The following is a 17,415-nucleotide window of genomic DNA, read 5'->3' on the forward strand; positions in this document are numbered from 1 at the left end:
TTAAAATTAACAAAGTAAAATGAACAGCAGCTTTAATAAATAAGCGACAGGAGGCAGACAAATGGACGATCCAAGAGCATTAGAAGCAATCATGGGACTAATTATTTATGGTGGAAATGCTAGAAGTGATGCAATGGAAGCAATCGCAGCAGCTAAGGCTGGTAAGTTTGCCGAGGCAGAAGAAAAAATCCAAAGTGCCGAGGCATCGCTAGTTGAGGCGCACCGAGCGCAAACAGATATGCTGACAGAAGAAGCGAACGGAAATCATATGGAGGTAACGCTGCTGACGGTGCATAGTCAAGATCATTTAATGACAGCGATTACTTTTCTCGATTTAGCAAAAGAGATTGTTGATTTGCATAAACGTATTGGTTAGTAAATAAACGGAGGTTAATGAATGGTTATTACGATTCGTAACGAAGAAGAAAAAGACTATCGTGTGGTTGAGGAAATTACACGAGAAGCTTTCTGGAACTTGTATACACCCGGAGCAGTGGAGCATTTTTTAGCCCATAGCATTCGGAAACATGCCGATTATCTACCTGAGTTATCTTTTGTAATTGAACTAGATGGTGAGGTTATTGGGAGTATTATGTACACGAAGGCGAAAGTTGTCGATGAGGCCGGTGATGAACATCAGGTAGTGTCGTTTGGTCCGGTTAGCATTTTGCCAAAATATCATCGCCAAGGCTACGGTCGCAGGCTGATCGAGCACTCGATAAATGAAGCAAAAAAGCTGGGATACCCTGCGATTATTATCGGTGGATTTCCTTACCATTACCATCCTTATGGCTTTATGGGAACTAAAAAATACGATATTAGTATGCCAGATGGGAAGTTCTATACCGGAATTATGGCTCTTCCTCTGTATGAAGGAGCGCTAGATGGTGTTAGTGGCAAGATACATTTTTCACCAGCGATGTATCCAGATGAAACGGGACTAGCCGAGTACGATGCGACTTTTCCGCCAAAAGAAAAGCGGGTTCTACCTTGCCAAGCAGACTTTGAAAAAGCCGCTAGTGAGATTGATACGAATAGTTATGCGTAAATTGACGGAAAAGAAGTGTTCAAGATTTGAGAATTTTGGATGCTTCTTTTTAACGGGTAAAGAATAGGGACTGATATTTCTGTTATGATTCGGCTAACTATTTCGTAGTGTGTTTGTACAAATATTAATTATAGAAGCGTAACATGTTGAAAGGAAATACGATGAACGAAAAACCTGAATGGCTAAAAAAGATTACCAACTTACCAGAGATCAATACCACTATGAAATTCTTCGGCGGACACCAGCAGTGGGTTCCTTATGGCTGGACGGCTGAACGGGAAACACATTTTGCCTTTGAAATTATGATTATTTTAGCAGGTACTCAGCATACTGATTTTGATAGTCGGACCTATGACTTTCATGCTGGAGATATTCTTTTAATCCCACCAGGTATATCTCACGAAAATTCTTGTGTATCAACGGAAGGCATGCGCTATTTTTGTGTGCATTTTGATATGGATGATCCGGGAATTCAGCAAAACCTCTTGATGTATTGTCCGATTCAACTGCGAAAAGACAATATCCAATTTGTTAAAATCGAAAAGATCTTAGCTACTTACGTCGAGCTGTTGGCACACACCAATTTTTCCTTGCAGGAAAAATTATTAGTGGAGAAGCTGTTGATTGAGCTGGTGATCTGCTTATTGGATTATGCCGCTTATGAACAAGAAAAAATTGAAGCTTCGGATAATTCGTCGTTGATTTTGGCTAAGTCAATTGCCGATACGATTCAAAAAAACTTCCGCACCTTTACTGAGTATCCGTTAGAGGAGAATCGTTCGTTGTTATCTATGGGGACAATAGCAGAAGCGATGAACATCAGTGAAAGCACGATGCTGAAAGTCTTCAAGCGAGTTTACTCAGTTAGTCCTAAACAGTATTTGGACCAACTTCGCTACAATGAATCGAAGTTTCTATTGCATCAGCCAACACTATCGATTAGTGAAATTGCGGAAGTGGTTGGTTATCAGAATCTCGCTCATTTTTCGCGCCAGTTCAAACGCTGGAGCAGCATGTCGCCGAAAGAGTATCGAGACTTAAATAAAATGAAGGTAGTAAAAGAGTAATTTTTAGTGGTTTACTAAACGATGGACAAAGTCTGTTTCTGCACACCGGAAACAGGCTTTTTTCGTATGCAGAAAATGCAAATTTTCGTCTTAGTGGAGGGGTTACCGAAGCTTTTCTTAGTAGATCAAACGACCATTGAGAAGGTTATTTACAAACATGGTTTACGGAAAATGGTAAACATTGCCCGATTTTTGATATATATCTGCTGCCCGATTTCTTTTATGATGGGTTCAAGTTAAAAGTAACCGATTCCATTTGAGGGAGCTATCTGATTTGTAGTGAAGTATGCCAATTGTTGAAAGCGAACTCATTAGAGCATAGAAGGCTCATTATCGTTTGATTGTTGTTTTAGAAACAGATGTATCCGGATACAAATGACCAAACGGTGACTGGAAAAACAGAAAGGAAGAAAACAAATGACGATGATTCAAAATCCAATTATTCCTGGTATGGCACCTGATCCTTCCATTATTCGCGTGGAGGATACCTATTATATTGCTACTTCAACTTTCCATTGGAACCCAGCAATTCAAATTTTTGAATCTAAAGACTTGGCCAATTGGGAGTTGATTGATTATTCCTTGAAAAAAGGAGAAGTAAATTTAAGAGGAACCAACACACCAGCGGGCATTTGGGCACCCCACTTATCTTATGATCCAGCAACGAAAAAATACTGGTTAGCTTACTCCCATATGGTCAACATGGCCGGTCGGGAATTCAATTCGGATTCCTATGCGATGTGGGCAAACGATATTCGCGGTCCTTGGTCCAAACCAATCTTTTTGACAGCGATTGGCTTTGACCCGGCAATTTTCCATGATGAAGATGGTAAGCATTATTTAGCCATTCTTGAATGGGAGACGCGTCAAGGCTATCAAGCACCAGGTCACATTGTAATTGCCGAAGTTGATTTGGAAAATGGTGGAATTATCGGTCAGTGGCATCGAATTAATCACGGATTTACTACCCGTGGCTGTGCTGAGGCACCACAAATTTACAAACGAGGCGAGTACTACTATCTAATAATTGCAGCTGGCGGCACGGGGTATGCCCATGGGGTAGAAATTGGGCGGTCGAAGCAGGTTTTCGGTCCTTACGAAGCCCATCCATCAGGCGAACCGATTATTACGTCTTCTCCTAGACATTTATTCTCCCTAGGTGATCCGGATGCAGGACATTTTGAAATGTACAATCCCAATACGCTGATGCAAAAAGCCGGACATGGATCGTTGGTCGAAACCACGACAGGTGAGTGGTATGTGGCGCATTTGATGTCGCGTCCATTAGCAGGTACGTTGTTAAATCCTTTGGGACGGGAAACATCGCTTCAAAAGATGCACTGGACAAAAGATGATTGGTTGGTGATGGCTGATGGGTCCAATTTAGCCAAGATGACTGTCGAAGGAATGAAAGGGTCTTCAATTGAAGAGTCGACAACTTTTGATGTAAAGGATGACTTTGATTCTGACTACAGCCTTCAATTTATGACACCATATCGTAATCAGGAAGAAAAATGGGCGAACACGACGGAACAACCTGGTCATTTGCGGATTTACGGAGAAAATTCGTTCTTCTCACAAGTAAATCCAGCTATTATGGCGACGCGTGCGACTTCGTTTAAGTATGAAGTACAGACTAAAGTAGCCTTCAAACCTGACCACTATTCCGAAACTGCGGGCGTAGGTCTTTATTATGATTCCAATAATTGGCTGTACTTGCATTTAACTTATTCTGAGGAGCAGGCGACCACAATTTTAACGGTTTTACAAGCGAAATTAGGTGAACGGATTGAATACAGTGAGCATCGCTTAGAAGTGGCAGATGAAGCGATTGAGCTGAAGATCAAGTATGACAATGGGGTAGCAGATCTGCTGTACCGTCAAGCTGACGATTGGGAATTGTTTGCAGGAGGAATCGAGGTCTCTTACTTATCTGATGAAGGAGTAAATGGTGAGCCCGGCGAAATTGGCGGCTTTACGGCACTCTTTAATTTCATTGGCGCGGTCGATGCCCATCAACGAGATTCTTATGCTGACTTTGATTATTACTACGTGAAAAATGTGTAGGTTCTGAAAGGGGAAAAAATAAATGAATGCAACAGTTTCGTTAAAACGTTTGGTACCAGGACTGATTATTGGACCAGCTTCTTGGCTGGGACCCTATATTGCCGCTTCGAGTCTCTTTTTACCGGCAATGATCCAGCAAATTGATGCGGCTAATAAAATTCAACTAGTCGCATTGTTTTCTACCTGTGGGATGGTAGTAGCAGCGGTTTCTAATATGGTGGCAGGTTACTTATCCGATCGTACGCGCTCTCGTTTTGGCAAGCGGACGCCTTGGTTAGTCGGTGGAGCAGCGGTCTTCATGTTGGCGATGATTCTCGCTTCTTTGGCAAATGGGATTCCTTTTTTACTGGCTAGCTGGATGCTGGGGCAAGTTGCCTTGAACTTTATCGTGGCGCCAATGGTTGCTTGGCTGGATTTAGCGCCGGAAAACGGGCGCGGGACTGCATCGGGTGCTTATGGTGGTCTGGGTATGGCTTTAGGGAATAACGGCTTTACCATTTTTGCGGCCATGTTTTTGGGGCAATTTCGCTTAGGATTCGTTATTTTTGGCACGTTAACTTTTATTGGTACAATGATTGCTGCGCTTATTGTGCGTGAGCCGTCTAATCTTGATGAAGAAATCAGTATTCCTAAAAAGAAAGAAAAGACTTCCTTTAAAGAAGCGTTGACGATTTTCCCTAGCTGGTCAGTGGGTCGAGATTACTACTTAGCTCTGATTGGCAAACTGTTCCAAGGAGTAGGAAACTTCACGGTTACCGGCTATCTTTTATTTATTATGACTGACTTCTTAGGAAAAGGAACAACAGATACCCAACAATCGATTCAGTTAATTAATACGATTATGCTGCTATTCGGGATTGCGATGGGCTTTATTGCTGGACCGTTTTCGGATAAATACAAACTGTTGAAGCTGCCAGTGGGCTTATCCACGATTTCTTTAGGAATCGGTGCGTTAAGCATGTTCTTCTTGCAAAGCGATGTGGGGATTTTGATTTACGGTTTTGCGGCTGGCTTAGGGATGGGAATCTGGAATTCATTGGATAATCTGCTGAATCTGGAAGTAATTCCTGACAAAAAACGCGTGGCCTTTTTCTTAGGTGTTTACAATCTGGGCAACACGATTACCCAAGCAATTGCGCCAGTTTTAGCCGCTTTTGTTATCTCGCAATTTAGTTTTTCTGCGATCTTTATTGTTTCCTTTATTTGTTCAATGGTCGGTGGGCTATCGATTCTTTCCATCAAGTCGGTTACACGCTAGGGTTGGTTGAAAGGTTGTGACTAGCCGTTGGAAAAAGGAAAATACGTGGTTAAGCAAGTCACTAGACAAGGCAAGCAACTTATCAAAAACTGTCAAACCTATCGAGAAGCGTTGTGCTGCGGAACTGATTTTAGAAAAATAAAGCACAGTGAGATTAGGAAAGATGGCGTGTTAATTAATCGTTTCGATTATTAAACCTTTAAAATAAACCTGTCTTCACCTCCCATTTTGGAAGTGAAGGCAGGTTTATTTTTTCTACCTAGACTTCAGCGATTGGCTATAATGAATAAACAGCTTGTAAATTTTTGACCGTTGCAACGGTCAAAAGCGAGTGAAGCGTTTTCCGAAATATCAGTTATGATAAATACAACAAGGGGAGGATGATAGCCATGGGATCAAAAAAAGATCGCGAACAAAGGCTGTTGCTGCTTCTATCGAAAAGACAAGATTATGTTACCGCTGAAGAATTAGCCGCGTTTTTGGGCTTATCGCAAAAGACGGTCTATCGCTTAATTAAAAAAATTAATGGCGATAGCGCAGAGGGTGATGTGATCGCGTCTGAAAAAGGGAGAGGCTACAAATTAAACTATGAGCAGTACATCGGTCAGAAAAATGTAGTACCTGCTCAAAGAAGTCAATATTCGCCAACTGAACGTCGCAATCGGGTAACCGAAGAGCTATTGTTGTCTGCCCCCCAAGCAAAAAATGTCTACAACTTATTTGAAGAATATTTTGTCGGTGATTCGGTGATTTTCAGCGATGAGCAGCTGATTGCGGAACAGCTTCAGCCTTACGATTTGAAGCTGGAACGTAAAAAACGAACGTTAGCGGTACTAGGAAAGGAAGGAAATATCCGGCGAGCAATTGCGGATCTGATTCAAATGCACGACATCATTGATATTAATGATTTGAAGCATAATCAGGAGCTGAATTTTAATCGTTACGATGTGTTGTTCATTTTGGATCAAATCAAAATTATTGAGCATCAGTTGGAGACGACCATTCCCTATCCTTACAATGTCAATATTTTTTCCCATCTTTATATTTTAATCAGTCGGCTGCGCAAGGTGGGTAAGCTTTCTACCGCTGATTTGAGCAGTTTGACGAAAAAGGAAAAGGAAGAGATGCAGCAAGATGCGGCTCTTTACCAAGTGGCCCAAGCAGCAATTGCTAATGTCGAAAATTACTTGCATGATTCCTTGCCGGAAGCAGAAGTCTACTATTTATACCAGTACCTGACATCTTCGCGAACGCAGCGAGCGATCAGTAAAGTAACCAAATTCTCATCGGAAGTCGCAACGATTACTCAAGCCTATTTGGATGGGATGAGTGAACGCTTGAATATTCCCATCAAAGGAGAATCGATTTTTCTTGATTTAGCTAACCACATCAAGCCGATGCTGAATCGACTGGAACATCAAATTCGGGTCAAAAACAGTCTGTTAAACCAGATCAAAATGACCTATGAAGAAATTTTCACTTATGTGGCTGAAGTTTCAGATGAGGTTTGTCAGGAATTTCACTTGCCAGCGGTAAATGAAGATGAAAACGGATTTATCACCTTGTACTTTGCCCGCATCATTGAAACCAATCAATTGCCGATACGCACTGTGATTATGTGTACCACTGGTCTAGGTACTTCGGAATTGTTGAAGGTCAAAGTAGAAAAGAAATTTCCCGAGTTGGAAATTGTCGATGTGATTGCCTCACGAGATTCCCAACATTTCTTGGATAAATATCCAGGGGTGGATTTAATTTTATCCACGATTCAATTAAAGGAAGAGTTGCCGCTGCACTTTTTGTTAGTTAGTGCCATGTTTACGCCAGATGATCAGCACCGTTTGCAAAGGAAGATTGAGGAGATTTACGATGAACGATAATTTTTTTCAAGTCTTTTTCACTAGTGAGTGGAAGACCAAAGAAGAAGTCTTCGCTTTCATTGCTCATCACGTGAATACTGATGAACAGGCGGCGCTGGTGGATTTGCTGCTGAAACGTGAAGAGGTGGGCAGCACCTTGATTGCCCCGGAAATCATTTTACCTCACTTAGAAAGTGAGTTGGTGCAAGCTAGTCAGGTTCTGTTTATTAAATTCCATGAACCTTTGAACTGGGATGAAGCAACCGGAATAGTAAAACTGGCAATTGTGATTATTTTGAAACAAAACGAAGAACAAGCGGTCAAAGTAGCCATCAGTCAGTTTACCAGAACTTTGGCGGATGAAGATTACTTAGCCGAGCTTTTAATAGAAGAAGACCCTGAAGCATTTTACCAAAAAATTAGGAGGAATCATTCATGAATATTGTCGGAGTCGCAGCGTGTACCGTCGGGATCGCCCACACGTACATCGCTCAAGAAAAACTAGAAAATGCCGCTAAAAAAGCCGGTTGTAACATGAAAGTCGAAACGCAAGGAACCATCGGGATCGAAAATGAATTAACCCAAGCGGAGATTGATCAAGCCGATATCGTGATTCTAGCAGTCGATGTAAAAATCTCAGGCCGCGAACGCTTTGATGGCAAACGCATCATCCAAGTACCAACCGAAGTTGCCGTAAAATCACCGAATAAATTGATCGAAAAAGCCCAAGAAGTGGCAAAACAAAGTAATTAAAGGAGGGAAACCAACATGCAAGTAACAGATATTGTCGATTTAAAGACGGTAAAAACCAACATGAATGCCCAAACTAAAGATGAAGCGTTGAGAGATTTAGCCAATCAATTATTGGCAAGCGGCTATATTTCCGAAGTGGAAGGCTTTATTAAAGATATTTATGCCCGTGAAGCCGAGGGACAAACTGGAATTGGCAATTATATCGCCATTCCTCATGGAAAAAGCGAGTATGTGAATAAAATTGGGGTAGCGATTGGGATTAACAATGAAGAGATCCCCTGGGAATCATTAGATGGCAAAGGAGTTCGCGGGATTATTCTCTTTGCGGTAGGCAATGACAATGATGGTGCTACTAGCCACTTGAAGTTGTTATCTCTCTTTGCCAGAAAATTAGGGAATGATGAAGTAGTAAGTAATTTACTGCTTGCTAAAGAACCACAGGATGTTGTCGAAGCTTTTGCTTAAGTAAAAAAATGGAGGAATTATTTATGAATATCGTCGGAGTCGCAGCATGTACCGTGGGGATTGCCCACACGTACATCGCTCAAGAAAAGTTAGAAAATGCCGCAAAAAAAGCCGGTTGTAACATGAAAGTCGAAACGCAAGGAACCATCGGGATCGAAAATGAATTAACCCAGGCGGAGATTGATCAAGCTGATATCGTGATTTTAGCCGTCGATGTAAAAATTTCAGGCCGCGAACGCTTTGAAGGCAAACGCATCATCCAAGTACCAACGGAAGTTGCCGTTAAATCACCCAATAAATTGATTGAAAAAGCGCAAGAAGTTATCGCACAAGAAAAAACAAAAGCACGCTAGGAGGAAAAAAGAGATGAAAAAAATCAAAGAATTAAATCTTAAAGGTCATTTGCTGACAGCAATTTCTTATTTAATTCCGATTGTTTGTGGCGCTGGGTTCTTAATCGCTATCGGGATGGCCTTTGGCGGATCAAGTCAGGGACAACTAGTTCAAGGCGAATTCTCAATCTGGGATTCATTAGCAACAATGGGTGGCGCTGGTCTAGGTTTACTGCCAGTAGTTATTGCGACCGGAATTTCTTTCTCGATTGCCGGTAAACCAGGGATTGCACCAGGTTTTGTCGTTGGTTTGACAGCTAATGCCATCGGCGCAGGCTTCATTGGTGGTATTTTAGGTGGTTACTTATCCGGTTATCTTGCAATGGCTCTTATCAAACATCTTAAATTACCAAACTGGGCAAAAGGCTTAATGCCAACCTTAGTTATCCCATTCTTTACTTCAATTATCGGCGGTTTGGTTATGGTTTACATCATTGGTACACCAATTGCCGCTTTGACCGGTTTACTAACGAACTTCTTGAACGGGTTAGGTTCTTCATCATTGTTAGTATTTGGGGCAGTGATTGGCTTGTTAAGTGGTGTGGATTACGGCGGCCCCATCAACAAAACGGTTTTCGCCTTTGTATTAACTATGCAGGCTGAAGGATTAAATGGCCCGATCACAGCATTGCAATTAGTCAATACCGCAACACCAATCGGCTTTGGTTTGGCCTTCTTCATTGCGAAATTATTCAAAAAGAACATCTATACTTCCGTTGAAGTGGAAACCTTGAAATCAGCCGTACCAATGGGTGTGGTTAATATCGTTGAAGGTGTCATCCCCTTAGTAATGAATGACATCGCCCGCAGCTTAATTGCAACCGCAGTCGGTGGTGCCGCTGGTGGTGCAGTTTCTATGATCTTAGGTGCCGATGCGACCGTGCCATTTGGCGGTGTGTTAATGATTCCTACAATGTCGCGACCAATGGCAGGGGTGATGGCCTTAGTGGTGAACATCTTAGTAACTGGTATAACGTTAGCCTTAATCAAGAAAAACGTAACCGATGAAGAGGCGGCCATGCAGGTAGAAAAAGAAGAAGACGAGATCAGCTTGGACGATATTCAAATTTTCTAAACTAAAATTGAAGCGAGGAACCTAATGAACAAAGTAGAATTTTCACCCTCATTAATGACCATGGATTTAGATAAATTCAAGGAACAAATCACCTTTTTAAATGACCATGTGGACTCTTATCATATTGATATTATGGATGGACACTATGTGCCGAATATCACGTTGTCACCATGGTTCATTCAAGAATTAAGAAAGATCACTGCTTTGCCAATGTCAGCGCACTTGATGGTGACTGATCCCAGCTTTTGGGTACAGCAATTAATCGATTTAAACTGCGAGTGGATTTGTATGCATGCGGAAGTTTTAGACGGACTGGCTTTCCGTTTGATCGATCAAATTCAGGATGCGGGCTTGAAAGCAGGTGTCGTATTAAATCCAGAAACACCGATTGAAACCATCTTCCCCTACATTGAATTGGTGGATAAGATCACGATTATGACAATTGACCCGGGCTTTGCCGGTCAACGGTTTATCGAAAGTACGTTGGATAAGATTGTGGAACTAAGAGCGTTACGAGAAGAAAAAGGCTACAAGTATGTGATCGAGATGGATGGTTCTTCCAACCGTAAATCCTTCAAACGGATTGATGAAGCCGGACCAGATATTTATATCGTTGGTCGCAGCGGGCTCTTCGGTTTAGATGAAGACATTGCCAAAGCATGGGCGATCATGGTGAAGGATTACGAAGAAATGACGGGTAAAAAGATAGTTTATGCTTAAAACGAGGGATTTTTCCTCGTTTTTTTTAGGTGAAAGTATAAGTTTTTCTCAATTGGAATGCTTGGAATACCAGTGTTAACGATGCCCGGCTTCAAAAAATAGCTTTGTCGAACGAAGCAAAAATTGAGGTTGTGACAGAAGTGTTCAGCTCCGAGAAATTTCGTTACTCCACCTTATCCAATTCCTCTAAGATAGTTGACTGGTGCAAGTCTTTTGCCAGTAACAGACTGATGAGGATGCAAAAGCCTAAAGTCAAAAGAACCAAAAGTAGGGTTTGAATCACGGGATATTCGTAGCTTTTGCCTAGTAGATAAATCTGTGACTGTTGATATTGCAGGCGAGTAACCGGAAGTGAAAGCCCAATAGCAACCACTACCGAAGAAATCCCAAACATCAAATTCTCGAAAATAACCATGCGTTGGGTTTCTTTTGCCGTTAATCCCAGAGCTTTTAGTAAAAATAGCTCACTTTTGCGGGTTTCAATCCGGTATTTGAAGGTTTTGCTGAGGTTCATAATGACCAGTATCAATACGACGGCGGCAATCCCGATAACATAGACCATTTCTTTACGATAGATGGAATGTAGCTGTTCTTTTTCTTCGATCATGCTGCGGGCGGTCACTTGCTGATTTTCCACTGCTAAGCCAATTAATTCTTGTTCAATTTGGGCTTGTTCTTGTTTAGTCTTTCCCGGTTCGGCAGTAAGATTAATGGTTTCAAAGGTTGGTTCAGGCACGATTTGTTGAAAGTTTTTTTGGCTGGTGATTAAAAGCGGGTAGGCTTGCTCCAGCAAAGATACCTCAGGCATATAAGGGTAATAGGCAAGCGCTACAATTTTTAGCTTTTTCTCAACATAGGGACCTGTATCCGTCATTTGCCAGTAGGTGTCCTCCGCTGTTTTTAAGTCACTGACATAGTTAACGGTTAGCTGATCGCCAACTTGATAGTCCATCACAGGCTGTCCCGTTTTGAAAAAGCCAGTCAGCCCCTTTGATTGCCCAGCTTGACTGGTGGTAGGCATAGCCACAATGATTTCATTTTCTTTCAGTTTGGCAGGATCAAAGTCACCGCTGACGAGATAGCGTCGCAGCTCTTTTAAGGCAGTATGGTTGTAGCCTTTGTATTTTGTATGAAAAACCGTATCCCCCAACTGTTGACCATTAAGGGAGAAGCCGTAATCTCGCTGCACATAGTGGTTCCTCACATCGAAAAATTCAGTATTGCGCGTTACGCCCGTGTCTACAACCTTCACTGGCAGGGCAGCCTGGGTTTCAATTTGGGTAACATTTTCAACCTTTTTGATCTTTTCAAAGGTGCTTTGGCGGATACCGAAGCTAGTGTCCAGATCATTGTAGGTGCTCATCAGATAATCGCTCGTGAAAAAATCAGTGTTCAGTCGGATCTGCTGTCGTTCCTTCGCCAAAACGGCTTGGTAACTTAAGCTGATAAAGACAGTACAAGCCATGACTAGTGATAGGACGACAAACAGCGAGGTTTTGATGTCGCGAAAAACATACTTTAGTCCGATTTGCTGGCTGATGCTCAATAGCTTGGGCTTATCCTTCAAATGAATGAGTTGCAAGGATTTTTCTGATGAATCCTTTTCGCCAAAAATGATCTCAGTAATCGACCCATTGTTGACGTTGCGAGAGCCAATCAGACCAATCAGCCAAACAGCTACCAACAACCCTAACAAGCAAAGGGCAATCGGCAGTAGGGGAATCACTAAATCAAAGGGATCGGCTTGCCCCCAGAAATAAATTTGATTTTCCAAGTCTTTCGATAAGTAGGCAACACCGTAGGAAAACAGCCAGCCTACCAGTATAGCCAACGGCAAACTGACAAAAAACAGCAGGATTAGTTCGTTCAAAATGATCCGGCGAACTTGTCTTTCCGTCAGCCCCAGTGCCCGCAGCACGCCGAAGTGCTCTTTTCGCACCATTAAGGCAATTCGATGAATCCCGTAAATAACTAAGGAACAAATAACGATTAGTAGTGCACCTACCTGAAAATCGGTGATTAGCAGCTCATCGGTATTTTCCTGCCAGACATTGTGTTGGATTTGTTTATCCTTTAAATGCAGACTCGCTTGAATATTGTCGATTTGTTTTTGTTTGTTGCTGCCTTTAAAAGTGACGGTAGCAACCAATGAATCATCTTCTATGGTAGACAGGTCTAAGTTTGTGACTAACGAGACTACCCCAGCTCGTTTATTAAAAGTTAGGTCATTAATAATCCCCACTAAAGTAAAGGTTTGAAGCTGGGTCTCCTTAGAATCGTGATGTTCTCTAACCGGAAGGCTAAAGGACTGACCGACTAAAGGATTGATTCCCAGATTCAGCAGCGCCCATTTTTCTGCCACCACTTCCTGTTTATTTTGCGGCATCCGTCCCGACAGCAAGGTGGAAACAGCTAAGATGTCCGTCTCATTCGCCGCTTGCAGTCGCCCCTGCTGGTGATCCGGAGTCTCGATGGTTTCGGAAAACATCTGGCTGACCCCGAGGTGCTGTATGCCTTCGATTTTCTCCAGTTGGCGAACCTGTTCTGAGGAAAGACCAGTAAGCTCATAATCAATTGCCGTATAGATAAATAAATTTTGCTTGGCAGTGATGCGATGATTGGTGTGCAGCAGCGTTAGCATACTGAAAATTAGACCAATCGCTAAAACCAGACTGAAAATCAGCGCCAAGGTATTCTTTCGGTAACTCGTGATAAAGCGCCAAGTCAATCCCGCAAGAGGATGGCGCGTAATTTGCTTGTTCATAACGCGTCCCTCCTAGACGATTTTCCCGTCCTCTAGCCGAATGATGCGATCTGCTAACTGGGCCACTTCTTCATCGTGAGTAATGATTACCATGGTTTGTTTGAAACGACGACTGGTAACCTTCAACAGACTTAAGACATCCTGACTGGTTTTCGAATCTAGGTTTCCTGTCGGTTCATCGGCAAAAAGAATCGCCGGCTTATTCGCCAGACCACGAGCGATTGCCACGCGCTGCTGCTGGCCGCCTGATAGTTGATTCGGGTAGGCCTTGATTTTTTCGGTCAGCCCCAAAAGCTGAATCAGCTCATTAACGTAAGGCTCATCCACCGTTTTATGATCCAGTAAAACCGGAATCGTGATATTTTCCCAAACATTCAAGATGGGAACCAAATTAAATTTCTGGAAAACAAAGCCGATATTGCGCCGTCTAAAAATAGTCAATTCTTCATCCTGCAGGCTCTCTAGATTCGTATCATGAATGAGTACCTGCCCTTGGGTAGCCTGATCTAACCCGCCAAGAATATGCAGCAAGGTAGACTTGCCACTGCCAGAGGTTCCAACAATCGCTAAAAATTCCCCATGGGTTATCTCCAAATCGATCCCCCGTAAAGCATGAACAGCGGTATCCCCTTTGCCAAAAGTTCGTTCCAAGCCGGCTGTTTTTACAATCTTCATATTCGTCACCTCCGAAAAAGTTGTATGAGCGCTCTACACTACAAATCTTAGCAATAAAAAGTGTCCAGCTAGTAACTGAAATGTATCAGTCTTGATAGATTTCATTGGGTAAGTAAAGAGCAAAGGTACTACCGGCACCAACTTGAGAAGTGACTTTGATGTATCCACCTTGTGCTTCAACAATTTGGCGGGCTAAGTATAAACCCACACCAACGCCCGCTTGTTCAGCTGCTTCTGCACTCCGATAAAAGCGTTGGAAAATGTGCGGTATTTCTGCTTCAGAAATACCGATGCCCTGATCCTTTACTTCGATTTTGGTAAACAACTGATAGCTCTCGGCGGAAAGCTCGATCTGACTGCCATTAGGACTATATTTGATTGCGTTATCTAAGATATTGGCTAAGGCTTCGCTGGTCCATTTTAGGTCGTACTTGGCAAGGGCTGAGGTTGGATCAATGGCTAAGCGAATTTCTTTGGCATCCGCTTTAGACTGAAATTGTAAGGCTAGCGAATGCAGAAGTGGTGTGATAGGTTGCTGCTTAGTTACTGGCGCAATCGTTCCGCTTTCTAGTCGTGACATCTTCACTAAGGATTGAATCAGAAAATCCAACTTTTGACTTTGTTGGCTAATTAAGCGAATTTCCGCTGGGGGAACGGTCTGTTTTTCTTCTAATAGCTGAGCATAAAGCAGAATGTTGGCAATTGGTGTGACGCATTGATGGGAAATATCAGAAATCAAGGTTTGAATTACTTGCTTTTGTTCTTGGAGCATCTCCGCCGAAAGTTCGGATTGCTTTAAGTAGTTGTAGAAGTCGTTTTCTAAAGAAGCATAGTCGCCCTCTTGGAATTTGTGAATGGTTAACTGGCCATTTTTAGCTTCTTCCAGCAGGGTATGCAAGGAGCGGATCAGCTTTTTTTCCCGTTGTCGAAAGGAATACCAAACTAGCAATAGGATGAGGGCTGAACTAGCTAGTATAAAAGGAATGAACCAACTCATAAGGTGCCACCCCACGAGTAGCCTAGCCCATAGATGGTTTTGATATAAATAGGTCGGCTGGGATCGGGTTCGATTTTCCCCCTTAAGCGCTTGATAGCAACGGTTAGTGCGTGAGTTTCTACATATTCGGTATTTCCAGACCAGATTTTATCGATTAAATCACTGCGTTTTAAGGTTGCGCCACGATTGTTCAACAGCAGGTGAAGCAGCCGTTGTTCCGTCTTGCTCAATTCGATCGGTGTTCCTGCGACCATGAAACGCATCTTATCGAAGTCAAATTGCATGTTGTCGATACAAAAGGTATTGCTTTTGGGATTTTGTCGTAATTGAACCGCTGCTCGAGCCCGTAAAATCATTAAGCTAAAAGGCTTGGTGATATAGTCATTGGCACCTGCTTCCAAGCCGATAATCGTATCACTTTCCATATTATTTGCGGTAATGATAATGATCGGCGTGTTGGAAACGGAACGAATCTCTTTTAGAAAGTCCAAACCATGACCATCGGGTAAATTCAAGTCAAGTAAAATCAGATCCAACGAAACCTCCCGCAGCACTTCTTTGGCTTCTTTGATTTTATAGCATTGAAAAAAGCGGTAATCGGCATTTTCTAAGGCTAACTTTATTCCGTCATTTAACGGACGATCATCTTCTAAAATTAGAATGTTTTTCACAACGGCACCTCCTGATTGTAGGGTACTTCTAGCATATCATATCCATTTATTGGTCACGAGTGCCTTTTTCTCAAGTAGCGCAGGCAACGTTTGAAAAAAGTGAACGAAGACGTCTGGTAAATGATAAACTGAAAGAAAAAGTCGCAGGTGTTTCTTATTAGAGTGACAAACGTTTTGGAGGAACGACATGTTCAATTTATTATTAGTTATTATTTACTTGGCCTTTATCAGCTTGGGGCTGCCGGATTCACTAGTTGGATCGGCTTGGCCGATCATGCATCAGGACTTGCAAGTTCCTTTATCAGCAGTGGGTGTGGTTACGATGATCATTGCGGGAGGAACGATTGTCTCTAGCTTGTTTTCGGATCGATTGACGCGCAAGTTCGGGACCGGTTGGGTAACGGCGATCAGTGTGCTGACGACTGCCTTGGCGTTGTTTGGTTTTTCAACGGCTTCGGCCTTTTGGATGCTGTGCTTGTGGGCTATTCCTTATGGTGTAGGTGCCGGGGCAGTTGATGCCGCGCTGAATAATTATGTCGCCGTGCATTACGCATCGCGGCATATGAACTGGCTGCATTGTTTTTGGGGTGTGGGCGCATCTATTAGTCCCTATATCATGGGCTTTGGTTTGGCGCACTATCATAGTTGGAATTTAGGGTATCTCTTAGTGGCCGTTTTACAATTGGCTTTGACGATTGCTTTGTTTTTTAGTATTCCTCTGTGGAACAAGCAAAAAAATAATGATGCGGTCAGCGCTGTTTCTGCAGGTCCAGCATTGTCGCTGGGGCAGATTTTGAAAATAAAAGGCGTCCCGTTTGTCCTGATGACCTTCTTTGGTTATTGTGCGTTGGAGATGACCACCGGCTTATGGGCGAGCAGCTACTTGGTTCAATTTCGCGGGATTGAGGTAGAAACTGCCGCTCGTTTTGCTTCTTTGTTTTACTTAGGGATTACCTTTGGCCGTTTTTTATGTGGCTTTATTTCGGATCGGTTGGGGGATAAGCAGTTGATTCGTTTGGGACTTTTTCTGTTGAGTCTGGGGATTTTGCTGATATTCCTGCCTTTACCGGTTGATCTTTTTGCCTTGAGTGGGCTAGTGTTGACCGGGATTGGTTGTGCGCCGATTTATCCGGCGATCATTCATGCGACACCTGCAAACTTTGGCAAAGAGCATTCCCAGGCAGTGATCGGGGTAGAGATGGCCAGCGCCTATTTGGGCACTACCTTCATGCCACCGTTGTTTGGTCTAATTGCTGAGAAAATCAGTTTAGGGTTGTATCCCATTTATTTATTGCTGTTGGCTTTATTAATGCTGGTGATGTCAGAGAAGCTGAATCGGTTGAAAAGTTAAAGGGTTCAATTGTTGATTTTAGCGTAACTGGAGATTTTAATGAGCGGATTTACTAAGGGTTGGTGTCAATAACCTTTAGTAAATCCGTTTTTTTATGTGATTTTGGAGTGAAGAGAAGTTTCTGTGTCATGTTTCCTAACACGGATTGTCCTTTTTTCAGAAAAAGTTTTGGTCTATGTCAGAAAATATAACATAAGTTATTGTAAAATCTATCGGAACCGTATATGATAATAAAAAATATCCAGAAGCATTC

At 42.6% G+C, this 17,415-nt stretch carries 17 protein-coding genes; 13 read left to right on the forward strand and 4 right to left on the reverse strand.

All coding sequences use genetic code 11. The annotated features are described in order from the left end of the window. Positions 1–61 precede the first annotated feature (61 nt). The 12 genes from IGI42_RS10240 to alsE all read left to right on the forward strand — a co-directional run bounded on the left by IGI42_RS10240 (position 62) and on the right by alsE (position 10,704). Positions 62–376: a PTS lactose/cellobiose transporter subunit IIA gene (locus IGI42_RS10240; protein WP_438715748.1), complete on the forward strand. Its 315-nt coding sequence runs from the start codon at positions 62–64 to the stop codon at positions 374–376. Positions 377–397: 21 nt separating this feature from the next. After that, positions 398–1,048 carry a GNAT family N-acetyltransferase gene (locus IGI42_RS10245; protein WP_438715749.1) on the forward strand — a complete coding sequence of 217 codons (651 nt, stop codon included), beginning with the start codon at positions 398–400 and terminating at the stop codon, positions 1,046–1,048. A 143-nt stretch (positions 1,049–1,191) separates the two neighbouring features. After that, positions 1,192–2,115, forward strand: coding sequence for a helix-turn-helix domain-containing protein (locus IGI42_RS10250; RefSeq protein WP_438715750.1), 924 nt, complete (start codon positions 1,192–1,194; stop codon positions 2,113–2,115). A gap of 417 nt (positions 2,116–2,532) precedes the next feature. Continuing rightward, positions 2,533–4,182, forward strand: a complete 1,650-nt coding sequence (locus IGI42_RS10255) for a family 43 glycosylhydrolase (protein WP_438715751.1) — start codon at positions 2,533–2,535, stop codon at positions 4,180–4,182. 22 nt (positions 4,183–4,204) lie between these two features. Continuing rightward, entirely contained in the window at positions 4,205–5,440 is a 1,236-nt protein-coding gene (locus IGI42_RS10260) for an MFS transporter (protein ID WP_438715752.1), read from the forward strand. Positions 5,441–5,829: 389 nt separating this feature from the next. Next, positions 5,830–7,320 (forward strand): BglG family transcription antiterminator, encoded by a 1,491-nt coding sequence (locus IGI42_RS10265; protein WP_438715753.1) that lies wholly within the window; start codon positions 5,830–5,832, stop codon positions 7,318–7,320. Then, complete coding sequence (locus IGI42_RS10270; RefSeq protein ID WP_438715754.1) at positions 7,310–7,738, forward strand: PTS sugar transporter subunit IIA; 429 nt, start codon at positions 7,310–7,312, stop codon at positions 7,736–7,738. Before IGI42_RS10265 ends, IGI42_RS10270 begins: the two co-directional genes overlap by 11 nt. Then, positions 7,735–8,052: a PTS fructose transporter subunit IIB gene (locus tag IGI42_RS10275; protein WP_438715755.1), complete on the forward strand. Its 318-nt coding sequence runs from the start codon at positions 7,735–7,737 to the stop codon at positions 8,050–8,052. Before IGI42_RS10270 ends, IGI42_RS10275 begins: the two co-directional genes overlap by 4 nt. Before the next feature lie 15 nt (positions 8,053–8,067). Then, positions 8,068–8,517, forward strand: a complete 450-nt coding sequence (locus tag IGI42_RS10280; RefSeq protein WP_438715757.1) for a PTS sugar transporter subunit IIA — start codon at positions 8,068–8,070, stop codon at positions 8,515–8,517. A 23-nt stretch (positions 8,518–8,540) separates the two neighbouring features. After that, positions 8,541–8,870, forward strand: a complete 330-nt coding sequence (locus IGI42_RS10285; RefSeq protein ID WP_438715758.1) for a PTS fructose transporter subunit IIB — start codon at positions 8,541–8,543, stop codon at positions 8,868–8,870. Between the two features lie 13 nt (positions 8,871–8,883). Then, positions 8,884–9,984 carry a PTS fructose transporter subunit IIC gene (locus IGI42_RS10290; protein WP_438715760.1) on the forward strand — a complete coding sequence of 367 codons (1,101 nt, stop codon included), beginning with the start codon at positions 8,884–8,886 and terminating at the stop codon, positions 9,982–9,984. A 24-nt stretch (positions 9,985–10,008) separates the two neighbouring features. Next, positions 10,009–10,704 (forward strand): D-allulose 6-phosphate 3-epimerase, encoded by a 696-nt coding sequence (gene alsE / locus IGI42_RS10295; protein ID WP_438715761.1) that lies wholly within the window; start codon positions 10,009–10,011, stop codon positions 10,702–10,704. Positions 10,705–10,867: 163 nt separating this feature from the next. Here alsE and IGI42_RS10300 read toward each other — a convergent pair whose 3' ends face one another. From IGI42_RS10300 to IGI42_RS10315, 4 genes are all read right to left on the reverse strand, one after another. After that, a complete protein-coding gene (locus IGI42_RS10300; protein WP_438715762.1) occupies positions 10,868–13,468 on the reverse strand; it encodes an ABC transporter permease in 2,601 nt (866 codons plus the stop codon). Positions 13,469–13,480: 12 nt separating this feature from the next. Continuing rightward, positions 13,481–14,143, reverse strand: coding sequence for an ABC transporter ATP-binding protein (locus IGI42_RS10305; RefSeq protein WP_438715763.1), 663 nt, complete (start codon positions 14,141–14,143; stop codon positions 13,481–13,483). Between the two features lie 85 nt (positions 14,144–14,228). After that, positions 14,229–15,140, reverse strand: a complete 912-nt coding sequence (locus IGI42_RS10310; RefSeq protein ID WP_438715764.1) for a sensor histidine kinase — start codon at positions 15,138–15,140, stop codon at positions 14,229–14,231. After that, a complete protein-coding gene (locus IGI42_RS10315) occupies positions 15,137–15,811 on the reverse strand; it encodes a response regulator transcription factor (protein ID WP_438715765.1) in 675 nt (224 codons plus the stop codon). Before IGI42_RS10315 ends, IGI42_RS10310 begins: the two co-directional genes overlap by 4 nt. Before the next feature lie 187 nt (positions 15,812–15,998). Between IGI42_RS10315 and IGI42_RS10320 the strand changes: the two genes are divergently transcribed. Beyond that, entirely contained in the window at positions 15,999–17,162 is a 1,164-nt protein-coding gene (locus tag IGI42_RS10320; RefSeq protein WP_438715766.1) for an MFS transporter, read from the forward strand. Positions 17,163–17,415 lie beyond the last annotated feature (253 nt).

Source organism: Enterococcus sp. AZ109 (genome assembly GCF_051714625.1).
Taxonomy (GTDB): domain Bacteria; phylum Bacillota; class Bacilli; order Lactobacillales; family Enterococcaceae; genus Enterococcus_A.